Source organism: Halobacterium sp. BOL4-2 (assembly GCF_016917835.2).
GTDB classification, from domain to species: domain Archaea; phylum Halobacteriota; class Halobacteria; order Halobacteriales; family Halobacteriaceae; genus Halobacterium; species Halobacterium salinarum.
Map to the genome: position 1 here is coordinate 1,949,686 of NZ_CP070332.2, position 9,800 is coordinate 1,959,485.

General features: G+C 68.5%; 14 protein-coding genes. 4 read left to right on the top strand and 10 right to left on the bottom strand.

The window, feature by feature from the left end; genetic code table 11:
- Positions 1 to 8: 8 nt before the first annotated feature.
- Entirely contained in the window at positions 9 to 1,319 is a 1,311-nt protein-coding gene (locus JRZ79_RS23610; RefSeq protein WP_012289527.1) for a TIGR00341 family protein, read from the bottom strand.
- Positions 1,320 to 1,364: 45 nt separating this feature from the next.
- Positions 1,365 to 2,108 carry an SIMPL domain-containing protein gene (locus tag JRZ79_RS23615; protein WP_136360983.1) on the bottom strand — a complete coding sequence of 248 codons (744 nt, stop codon included), beginning with the start codon at positions 2,106 to 2,108 and terminating at the stop codon, positions 1,365 to 1,367.
- Positions 2,109 to 2,219: 111 nt separating this feature from the next.
- Between JRZ79_RS23615 and engB the strand changes: the two genes are divergently transcribed.
- Together engB and JRZ79_RS23625 are read left to right on the top strand one after the other, a co-directional pair.
- Positions 2,220 to 2,840 (top strand): GTP-binding protein EngB, encoded by a 621-nt coding sequence (gene engB / locus JRZ79_RS23620; RefSeq protein WP_010903933.1) that lies wholly within the window; start codon positions 2,220 to 2,222, stop codon positions 2,838 to 2,840.
- Between the two features lie 192 nt (positions 2,841 to 3,032).
- Entirely contained in the window at positions 3,033 to 3,794 is a 762-nt protein-coding gene (locus tag JRZ79_RS23625; RefSeq protein WP_136360981.1) for a coenzyme F420-0:L-glutamate ligase, read from the top strand.
- 9 nt (positions 3,795 to 3,803) lie between these two features.
- On the opposite strand, the gene JRZ79_RS23630 is transcribed toward JRZ79_RS23625, so the two are convergent.
- On the bottom strand, positions 3,804 to 4,004 hold the full coding sequence (locus JRZ79_RS23630; protein WP_136360980.1) for a hypothetical protein: 201 nt from the start codon (positions 4,002 to 4,004) through the stop codon (positions 3,804 to 3,806).
- Positions 4,005 to 4,156: 152 nt separating this feature from the next.
- Between JRZ79_RS23630 and yciH the strand changes: the two genes are divergently transcribed.
- A complete protein-coding gene (gene yciH, locus JRZ79_RS23635) occupies positions 4,157 to 4,450 on the top strand; it encodes a stress response translation initiation inhibitor YciH (RefSeq protein ID WP_010903930.1) in 294 nt (97 codons plus the stop codon).
- Positions 4,451 to 4,514: 64 nt separating this feature from the next.
- On the opposite strand, the gene JRZ79_RS23640 is transcribed toward yciH, so the two are convergent.
- The 3 genes from JRZ79_RS23640 to JRZ79_RS23650 all read right to left on the bottom strand — a co-directional run bounded on the left by JRZ79_RS23640 (position 4,515) and on the right by JRZ79_RS23650 (position 5,809).
- Positions 4,515 to 4,877, bottom strand: a complete 363-nt coding sequence (locus JRZ79_RS23640; protein WP_136360979.1) for a rhodanese-like domain-containing protein — start codon at positions 4,875 to 4,877, stop codon at positions 4,515 to 4,517.
- 53 nt (positions 4,878 to 4,930) lie between these two features.
- On the bottom strand, positions 4,931 to 5,125 hold the full coding sequence (locus tag JRZ79_RS23645; protein WP_136360978.1) for a heavy-metal-associated domain-containing protein: 195 nt from the start codon (positions 5,123 to 5,125) through the stop codon (positions 4,931 to 4,933).
- A 105-nt stretch (positions 5,126 to 5,230) separates the two neighbouring features.
- Positions 5,231 to 5,809, bottom strand: coding sequence for an NUDIX hydrolase (locus JRZ79_RS23650; protein WP_205252304.1), 579 nt, complete (start codon positions 5,807 to 5,809; stop codon positions 5,231 to 5,233).
- An 80-nt stretch (positions 5,810 to 5,889) separates the two neighbouring features.
- Between JRZ79_RS23650 and JRZ79_RS23655 the strand changes: the two genes are divergently transcribed.
- Positions 5,890 to 6,327 (top strand): metal-dependent transcriptional regulator, encoded by a 438-nt coding sequence (locus tag JRZ79_RS23655; protein WP_136360976.1) that lies wholly within the window; start codon positions 5,890 to 5,892, stop codon positions 6,325 to 6,327.
- On the opposite strand, the gene JRZ79_RS23660 is transcribed toward JRZ79_RS23655, so the two are convergent.
- The 4 genes from JRZ79_RS23660 to JRZ79_RS23675 form a co-directional block, all read right to left on the bottom strand.
- Positions 6,306 to 6,728, bottom strand: a complete 423-nt coding sequence (locus JRZ79_RS23660) for a DUF5809 family protein (protein ID WP_010903925.1) — start codon at positions 6,726 to 6,728, stop codon at positions 6,306 to 6,308. The two genes, JRZ79_RS23655 and JRZ79_RS23660, sit on opposite strands and share 22 nt — an antisense overlap.
- 24 nt (positions 6,729 to 6,752) lie before the next feature.
- On the bottom strand, positions 6,753 to 7,112 hold the full coding sequence (locus tag JRZ79_RS23665) for a DUF5810 domain-containing protein (RefSeq protein ID WP_205251295.1): 360 nt from the start codon (positions 7,110 to 7,112) through the stop codon (positions 6,753 to 6,755).
- Between the two features lie 22 nt (positions 7,113 to 7,134).
- On the bottom strand, positions 7,135 to 7,629 hold the full coding sequence (gene rimI, locus JRZ79_RS23670) for a ribosomal protein S18-alanine N-acetyltransferase (RefSeq protein WP_012289526.1): 495 nt from the start codon (positions 7,627 to 7,629) through the stop codon (positions 7,135 to 7,137).
- Between the two features lie 84 nt (positions 7,630 to 7,713).
- Positions 7,714 to 9,699 (bottom strand): aconitate hydratase, encoded by a 1,986-nt coding sequence (locus JRZ79_RS23675; RefSeq protein ID WP_010903922.1) that lies wholly within the window; start codon positions 9,697 to 9,699, stop codon positions 7,714 to 7,716.
- Positions 9,700 to 9,800 lie beyond the last annotated feature (101 nt).

The window sequence follows — 9,800 nt, forward strand, 5'->3', positions numbered from 1 at the left end:
GCCGGTATTTACTCGTTGGGGCGGGATGGCGCGACCCGCTGGGTTTCGACGTACCGGACTTCGACGGCGAGCTCCCGTCCGGTGTCGGTCTCGATGCGCTTGGCCAGCGACTGCGCGAGCGCGGGATACTGCTGGCCAGGTGGGATGCCGAGCGTGACGATGACTGTGTGTGGCTGGCGCGAAACGAGGCCGCGGTCGTACTGGAACTGGACGTCAACGACCGAGGTGTGAGCGGCCTGCGCGGTCACGTCGTCGATGGCGCGGTCGACGGCCTGTTCGGTGTCGGCTGCCTCGACGGAGGCGAGCGTAACGCCGCCGAGGAACGCCGAGAGAACGGCGATGGCGACGGCGAGCGTGACGCCGCGCTTGACGAGCGCGGCGTGGGCGTCGCCGACCGCGAAGAACCGCTGGGGGCGGTACCCGGAGTACCAGAGCCCGACGAGCGCGGCGAGGTTGATCGAGAGGACGTTCACGGCGACCAGCACGGCGGACCCGACCGCGAGTGTGGGGACCCCCCACGCGATCCCGATGCCGACGGTGGCTGCCGGCGGGATGAGCGCCACCGCGATGGCGACCCCGACCAGCGCCGAGGAGACGCCGGACATGAGACTGTAGACGCCGGCAACCCCGGAGCCGAGCGCGACCACGAGCGACAGGAAGTCGGGGCGGAGTCGCTCCCGGACCTCGGACAGCGACAACACGTCGAGGCCGGGGGGCACGAGGTGTGTGGTTTTCACGAGGAACGCGAACGCGGCCGCGCCCACGACCGCGAGCGCGACGCCGACCACCTGCAGTCGGATGCCGCGCGCGAACAGGTCGTCGTCGTCGACGACGGTGCCGACGCTGGCGGACATCGCCGGGCCGAGCAGCGGCGCGATCACCATCGACCCAACCACGGTGGCCGGCGAGTCCAACAGCAGTCCCGCGGTCGCGATGATGGTGCTGACGAGCGTGAGCACGGCGTACGTCACGCGGTTGGGCGCGAGGTCAGCGGCGCGCGCGACCAGCTCCTCGCGGGCGATGTGGTCGTCGGCGGCGTCGGAGTCGGCGCTGTAGCGCGCGTCCAGTTCGTCGAAGCGCCGGGAGACGACCGTTTCGGCGTCCACGACGACGGTGTAGGCGTCCTGTGACAGCCCCACGTCCTGGAGGGCGTCGAGGACGTCGCTGACCGCGGCGGTGGGCAGCGGGAAATGCACGACGGCGGTGTATTCGGTGCTTGCCGTTTCGGGGGTGACGACGTAGTCGACGCCCTCGTCGTCGAGGGCGGCCAGCACCGCGTCGCGTTTTCCGGTTGGCACCGTGACTTGGACGAGTCGCACGCCATCGGGTTGCCAGCCGGCGGAGAAAAGCCTTCGCTGATGGCGCTACGCCGTCGCGTTGTACGTCACCTGGACGGAGGCCGTGACGGTGACCGGGCCGGAGTCGATGGTGGTGGCGGTGGTGCTCTGGGGGACCATCCCGCCGGCCTCGGCGCGAGGATGGGCGGTCGTGTCCGCGGAGTCGATGGCGTGGACGCCGGCGACGCCGAGCCCGCCGGCGGACGCGAGGGTGTCGGCGCGCTGTCTGGCGTTGGCCATCGCGGTGTTCAGGGCGTCGTTGTGGAGGCGGTCCCGTTTGGCGTCGGAGAGCGTGAACGACGTGCCGTCGATGGTGTCCGCGCCGTTGGTGACGGCGACGTCGATGAGTTCGCCCGCCGCGGACGTGTCGTTGGTCGTGATTTCGAGGTCGTGGACGCCGCGGTAGCCGCTGTATTCGACGCCGTTCGGGGTGCGGTCGCGTTGCTGTCGGATGTCGAAGTTCGTGGTGCGGACGGTGTTGGCGGGGACGCCGTCGGCGGCGAGGGCGTCGCGGACGGACTGCACGTCGGCCGCCAACGACTCCCGGACTGCGGTGGAGTCGTTCCCGCTGGCGGTCACGGCGACATCGATGACCGCCTGGTTGGCGGTTGCGTCGACGGTGCCGGCGGCCGACACCGTGATCGCTTTCGAGTCGGTGGTGTGGGTGTCGGCCGACGCCGGCCCCATGCCGAGGGCGGTCGCGCCCGCGATCCCGGCGACAACGAGGACGGCGGCGACGGCACACACACTGAGCGTGGATCGAGCGTTCATCGTGGATCCGGCTTGGCGGGGCTGGGGCTTGAGTTCCACCAAGACTCAAACACTCCTTTGACTGTTGGCGTGGGACGCATTACTTAACCGGGCTGGCGGGCTACCAACGGTATGTTCAAGGATCGGCCCGACCGCAGCGACGAAGTCGTGCTCGTCGGACGGTCGAACGTCGGGAAGTCGACACTGATGCGGGCAGTCACCGGCCACCAGGTGCCGACCGGCCAGAAGCCCGGCGTCACCCGCCAGCCGAACCATTTCGACTGGGCAAGCGAGGACTTCATGCTCACCGACCTGCCCGGGTTCGGGTACATGCAGGGCGTCGAGGACGGCCACGAGGAAGCGATCAAAACCGAGGTCGTCCGGTACGTCGAGTCGCACGCCGACAACATCATGGTGGGCGTGCTCGTGCTGGACGGGAAGGCCGCCGTCGACATCATCGACCGGCACAGCGGCGGGGACGAGATCCCCCACGTGGTCGAGCTGTACTACCTGCTCGAGGAGTTGGGCGTCCAGCCGGTGGTCGCGGTGAACAAGATGGATAAGGTCGACGACCGCGACGAGCGGCTCAACGACATCGCCGACCGCCTGGGGTTGTACCCGCCCTGGGAGCAGTGGCAGGACGTGATCGCGCCGATCACGGCCAAGAAAGACCGCATCGCCGCGCTGGAGGACGCCGTGAACAGCCACTTCGACGCCGCGAAGCGCGACGACCTCAAGCAGTTCTTCAGTTAGCCGGCGCTGCCGAGTCGGACAGTGGGCGACTCGGGAGAACGGCCTCGTCACAAGGGGCTCGGAGGGGGTAACTCCTCGTCACCGTCGCCCACGCTCGCCGGTTTGGGGGGCCGTGGACAAGACCCTTTCACTCCTGGCCGGGGTGGCGCGTGTATCGCTGGGGCTTTTGGGCGGTGTGTGCAACGCCAAGCCATGCATGCGTTCGCGGTGGATGGACTGCCGGAGATCGACGCCGGCGACGATCTCGCGGCGTTGGTGGCCGAGCGCGCCGACCTGACCGACGGGGACGTGGTGTGCGTGGCGAGCACGGTCGTGTCGAAAGCCGAAGGCCGCACGGCCGCGCTCGCGGAGTTCACGCCGGGACCGCGGGCCGAGGAGATCGCCGCGCGGCTGGCCGACGTGACCGGCGAGCAGAAGGACCCGCGGTTCGCGCAGGCCGTCATCGAGGAGGCGACCGAGGTCATCATGGACGCGCCGTTCCTGCTCACGGAAACGACGTGTGGACACGTCGGCGTGAACGCCGGCATCGACCGCTCGAACACCGGGGGTGCGGAGTTGCTGTTGTTGCCCAAACGGCCGGCGGAGAGCGCCGCGCGGATTCAGGCGGGGCTCGCGGCCGACGTGGGTGTGGTGGTGACTGATACGTCGGGGCGGCCGTTCAGGCACGGACAGCGCGGCGTGGCGCTGGGCTGGGCGGGGCTGCCTGCGGCCCGGGATTGGCGCGGAGAAACCGACCGCGACGGCCACGAGCTGGCGGTGACGGTGGAAGCAGTCGTGGACGAGCTGGCGGCGACCGCGAACCTCGTGTCCGGCGAGGGCGACGACGGAACGCCGGTGGTCGTCGTGCGGGAGTTCGAGTTCGGCGACCACGACGGCAGCGAGCAGCTGTTCCGGGCGGTCGACGGTGATTTCGTGCGGCAGGCGCTCCGCGACTGGACGTTCGACGGCGCGTGAGCGGCGACGTTAGCGGCGCTGCTGGGTGGTCGCGGAGTCGGGAACGAGCGGCGAAATCAGCCCCCCGACGGCGAGCGCGCCGAACGCGCCCGCGGCGGCGGTCACGAACAGCGCGCCGAAGAGGATGCCGATCGCCGAGAGGGGGTCGGTGGTGGCAGCCGTCGTGAAATGTTCGACCATCGTGACGAGGTTGTCGATGATCCAGACCATACGTCGACTGGGGTGGCTGGCGTCTTGAGTCCTCCGGGACCGCGTGGCCCCCGCCCACCGATCACCGTGGGCGGTCGACGGCGGCGAATACAGCCGCGTGCCGTCTCGTCGCCGATAGTGTTTAATATACGGATTTCGTACCCGTTCGTGTAATGTCGGAAGTCTGCTCGACGTGCGGGTTGCCCGAGGAACTCTGCGTCTGTGAAGACGTCGCCAAAGAGTCCCAGCAAATCGAAATCCGCATCGACGAGCGCCGCTACGGGAAAGAAGTTACCGTTATCGAAGGATTCGACCCGAAGGATGTCGACCTCGACAGCCTGTCCTCGGACCTCAAATCGAAGTTCGCGTGCGGGGGGACCGTCGAGGACGGCGAAATCGAGTTGCAGGGCAACCACTCGGGTCGCGTGGAGGATTTCCTCCGAAACAAGGGCTTTAACGTCGCCTAACCCCACGTCGACGCTCGCTTCTTCGTTCAGGTGCCGACGCCACAGCGGCTGGACCGGGCCGCCGTCAGAACGGGGCGTCCGTCTCGGGGCCTTCGTCGGCGGCGGTGTCGGAGGACTGTTCGAGGTCGCCCGGCCAGCCGTCGATCCCACACGCCAGGCTCTCGACCTGGGTGTCCGCGCTGACGCCCTCGTAGGAGGCGATCAAGCGGGCGGCCTGCTTGCTGGATTTGCCGTGCGGGCAGACTGTCACGACGCGGTCGGCGCCCGCCAGCTGGTCGACCCGTTGGGGGAGTTCCTGGAAGGGGATGTTCTCGCTGCCCGGGATGTGCCCGCGGGCGAACGCCGGCGGGGTCCGGATGTCGACGATCCGGAGCGCGTCGTCGTCCAGCACTGCCGCGAGGTCGTCCGCGGAGAGTTCACCGTCCATCCCCTCGGGGTCGGCGGTCCGCGGACGTATGGCTTCCGGTCGTGGCGACCGGGTCACGGCGCTACTGTGTACCCCGCGTCGTCGATGGCCGCGACGACGGCGTCGGTGTCGGCGGTCCCCTCGTAGCTGACGGTGTCGGCGTCGGCGTCGGCTGTCGCGTCCGTGACGCCGTCCAGGTCGGTGAGCGCGTCCGTGACGGTTTGCTCGCAGTGCGCACAGGACATGTCGGTGACGGTCAGCTCTGTCATACAGTGTGGTGTAGGCCCGGCGTGTTTTTCGCGGTTTCCCTTCAGAATCCACAGCCACGCCCCGGGCCGCGCTTTGGAGTGTGAATCGGTCGGCGAAGAGAGCGGTTACAGGTGGCCGTCGGCGTCGGCCAGCAACAGCCCCTCGATGGTGGCGTCGTTGGCGGGTGGCGTGCGTGCGACCGTCAGGGCCTCCGCGACCGGGACGCGCTCGACGGAGAGGAACTCGTTGTCGTCGAGGTCGCGGTCGGTCGCCGTCAGGTCCTCGGCGAAGACGATGCCGCGCTTGTGACGGAGCACGCCGGTGGCCGTCCAGAACTCCTCCAGGAGCGTGACGGTGTCCGCCTCGAAGCCGGTTTCCTCGCGGAGTTCCCGGCGGCCCGCCGCAACGTAGGACTCGCGGGTTGGGTGCGGTGCAACGGCGTCGGTCGGCGTGGCGTCGACGGTGTCCTCCTCGACGATGCCCGCGACCAGCTCCATGCACTGCTTGCGGATGGTGGGACGGTACTGGTCGACGAAGAGCACGTCGTTGTCGTCGACGGCGACGACGACAACTGCCGGGGGCAGGTCAGCCCAGTAGTACTGTTTCTCGGTGCCGTCGGGCTGTTCGACGCGGTCGTACCCGCCGTCGTACCAGGTCGTCTCGTACTCGGTGCGGGATTCGACGAGTGGCCAGTCGTGGCTCATACGGCGACCATCACGACCCAGTTACTAAGCCCCACGCACGTCAGGCACAGATTTTTACGTCAGTCTGAGAAGACGAATATATGCCAGCAGCGACAGTGTCGCGGGCCGACAATCGCTATCTCACAGCCATCTTCGTCGTCGGGACGGTCGAGGACTGCCGCGCGGAGACCGGGGCCGTCGCGGCCGAACTCGACGTCTCCCCCAGCACGGTCACCGAGCGGTTCCGTGACCTCGCGGCGCGCGACCTCGTCGACTACGAGCGCTACCAGGGCGCGACACTGACAGACCGCGGCGAGCGGATCGCCCGAACGCTCGCCTGGAAGCGGTGTCTCGCACACCACTTCAGCGCCGACGAGTTGGACCTCCCCGCCGACACCGCCGATGAGCTGGGCGGCGCGCTGTCGGCGGACGCCGCGGCCGCGCTCCGCGAACACATCGACCACCCGTGTGAGGGGGGCTGCCGGGCGCCGGCGGTTCGGCTGCCCGAGTGTACGGTTTACTCCACGGCCTCCCGGTAGTATTCGCCGAACGCGATCCGCCGCAGCGTCGCCACCGCCGCGTCCGCCTCCGCCTCGAAGGTCGCCGCGACGATCGCGTCCGCGAACGGCACGTAATGCCAGACCGCGTTGGCCACGTCCTGGCTGCCGTGCTGGACGACCTCGGCGTCGGGATGCTCGGTGCGGGCCGCCGCGAACTCCTCGTAGGAGCCGACCGCGACCACGAGCAGCGACGCGAACACCGCCTCCCGAGCGGTTTCGACGACGCTACTGGTGACGCGGTCGTCGTACTCGGCTTTCGAGAACTCCATCTCGCGGGCCGTCGCTTTCGTGACTGCCTGGGCGGCGGGTCCGACCGCCTCGAACCGTGCTTTCGCGTCGGCAACTGTCTCCGGTGCGAACACGCCGCGCGTCTCGGTCATACCTACGTTCCCGGCGGCCGGCACTTATTCGTTTTCGGAGTCGCCGTTGTCGTCGGCTGACGACGCGTACATCGCGGCCGTGAGTTCGCGCGCCTCCGCCAGCACGTCATCGCTGTCGGCAGCGCTGGCGTCGACCGAAGCGCGCGCTCCGGCGGGCGCGTCGTGCGTGTGCGCCTCGGACACCGGCTCGGCGTCGGTCTCGGTGGCGTGGCCGACCACAGTGTCGGCCAGCTCCGCGGGGCCGCTGTCCGCCCACCCGGGGGCGTGCTCGTCGAGCCACGCCTCGTGGTCGCCGCCCCGCGTCAGGGCGGTGAACGCCACGTGGTTCGCGAGGTGCTCGCCGTCGGCCGTCTCGACGCCGCAGACCGGACACAGGTAGCCCATACCACACCCGTCGGGCTCACCGCTAAAACCCGTCACGGTCCGCCAGGCGCACGGCCATGACCCCGGCGTCCTCCCCGTCGGCGTAATACTCCGGAAGCCGCCGGATGTACTCGAAGCCGAACTCCTCGTAGAGGTGTCGAGCCACCTCGTTGCTCTCCCGCACTTCGAGTTTGACGGTGTGTGCGCCCTGCCCCGCCAGCGCCGCCACCCCCCGCGACAACAACAGCCGCCCGATGCCGTCGCCCTGGCGCGTGGAGCGCACGGCGATGTCCTTGATGTGGCCGAGCGGCCGCCCGTGGCCCGGAATGGTGTCCCCGACGACGTAGCCCGCGACGCTGTCCAGCCCGGACTGCTCGGCCGCCACCAGGAACCCGGCCGTGTCCAGCTGCCGCTCGAAGGCCGCGTACGGCCACGGATGCGAGAACACGGACTGCTCGATGCGAACGATGGCGAGCAGGTCCGCGCGCGTCGCCTGCCGAACCCACACGTCCGGATCACCGCGTTGAACCGCCGTCACACCGCGGCATACGTCACGGTTGGGTTTATCACCTACGGCCGACGCACGTGGTCGAAAAACGCGTTGTGGACCGACTACCGGCAGTCAGTCGTCGGCGGGCGCGGCGCCCGAGCCCTCGCTGTGGCGCTGCTTTGTCAGCGACAGCTTGCCACCGGCGGCGAGCGTGCGGCGCTCGCGCTCCGAGGCGTCGAGGGTGGCGGTCGCCTCCCAGTCGTCGTTCACGCGGACCGTGAACTCCTCCTGGCCGTCCGCGACGGCGGCCGCAACGTCGTCGACGACCTCGACGTCGTCGCCCTGCTCGATGCGGGCGTACGTCTCCTCGTCGATGTTCAGCGGCAGGATCCCGAAGTTGAAGAGGTTCGCCTTGTGGATGCGGGCGAAGCTCTGGGCGAGGACGGACTCCACGCCGAGGAACATCGGGCACATCGCCGCGTGCTCGCGGGAGGACCCCTGCCCGTAGTTCTCCCCGGCAACGAGCACGCCGCTGTCGGCTGCCTTCGCGCGCTCGGCGAACGTGTCGTCGATGCGCGAGAGGGTGAACTCCGAGAGCCGCTCGATGTTCGAGCGGAACTTCAGGATGTCGGAGGTCGCCGGAATGATGTGGTCGGTCGTGATGTTGTCCTGCATCTTCAGCAGGGTCTCACCACGTACGTCCGCACCCAGCGGGTCTTTGACCGGTACACTGGAGATGTTCGGGCCCTTGATGAGGTCGTCGTCGATGGACTCCTCGGGCGTGATGATGTCGGTGTCGCCCGCCCCGTAGCCGCCGGAGTACGAGGTCCCCATCTCGAAGCCGGGGGCCTCGAGGTCACCGAGGTCATCGGAGAGGTCGCGCGGATCGACGATCTCGCCGGCGATCGCCGACGCGGTCGCGACCTCCGGTGAGCAGAGGTACACGGAGTCGTCCTCGATGCCCGACCGGCCCTCGAAGTTGCGGTTGAACGTCCGGAGGCTCACCGAATCGGAGGCCGGCACGTGACCGATGCCGATACAGGCACCGCACGTCGCCTCGCTGAAGTTCACGCCGGCGGCCATCATCTCGGCCGTCCAGCCCTCGCGGGCGAGCATCTCGGAGGCCTGCTTGGAGCCCGGCGCGACGATCATCTCGGTGTGCTTGGAGACCTCGCGGCCCTCCAGCATCTTGGCGGCCGGCAGGACGTCCTCGTAGGCGCCGTTCGTGCAGGAGCCGACCATGACCTGTTCGACCTCCTGGCCCGCGACCTCGCGGACCGGGACGACGTTGTCGGGCATCGACGGCTCTGCGATGAGCGGTTCGAGATCCGAGAGGTCGACGACGATCTCGTCGGCGTACTCGGCGTCGGCGTCGGCCTGGAGGTCGACGAACTCGTCTTCGCGGTCGAACCGGGCGAGCCAGTCTTCGGTGCGGTCGTCCGTCGGGAAGATCGAGGACGTCGCGCCGAGCTCGGTGCCCATGTTCGTGATGGTAGTTCGCTCCGGGACGGACAGCGACTCCACGCCAGGCCCGGTGTACTCGAGCACCTTGCCGACGCCACCCTTCACGGAGAGGCGGCGCAGGAGCTCGAGGATGACGTCTTTGGCGGTGGCCCACTCGGGGAGCTCGCCTTCGAGCCGGACGTTGACGACCTCGGGCATCTCGACGTAGTACGCGCCGCCGCCCATCGCGACGGCGATGTCGATGCCGCCCGCGCCGATGGCGAGCTGGCCGAGACCGCCGGGGGTCGGCGTGTGGCTGTCGGACCCGAGCAGGGTCTTGCCGGGCGCGGCGAAGTTCTCCTTGTGAACGTTGTGGCAGATGCCGTTGCCAGGCCGGGAGAAATACGCGCCGTAGGTGCCGGCGGCCGACCGCAGGAAGCGGTGGTCGTCGGTGTTCTTGAAGTCGAACTGGTAGGTCTGATGGTCGCAGTACTGCGCGGCGAGCTCGGTCTGGACTTCGTCCATTTCGAGTGCCTCGAACTGCAGCCAGACCATCGTCCCAGTGGTGTCTTGGGAGAGCGTCTGATCGATCTCGATGCCGATCTCCTCGCCGGGCTGGAGGTCGCCCTCGACGAGGTGGTCATCGAGAATTTTTTCGGTAAGCGTCTGTCCCATAGCGACCTAAAATGGTCCGTCTACGATTATAAATCCCGTGTGTTTCAGGCGTTAGCGTCCGTCCTAATACACACGGAGCGTCCTTAATTGAGTCATGTGCA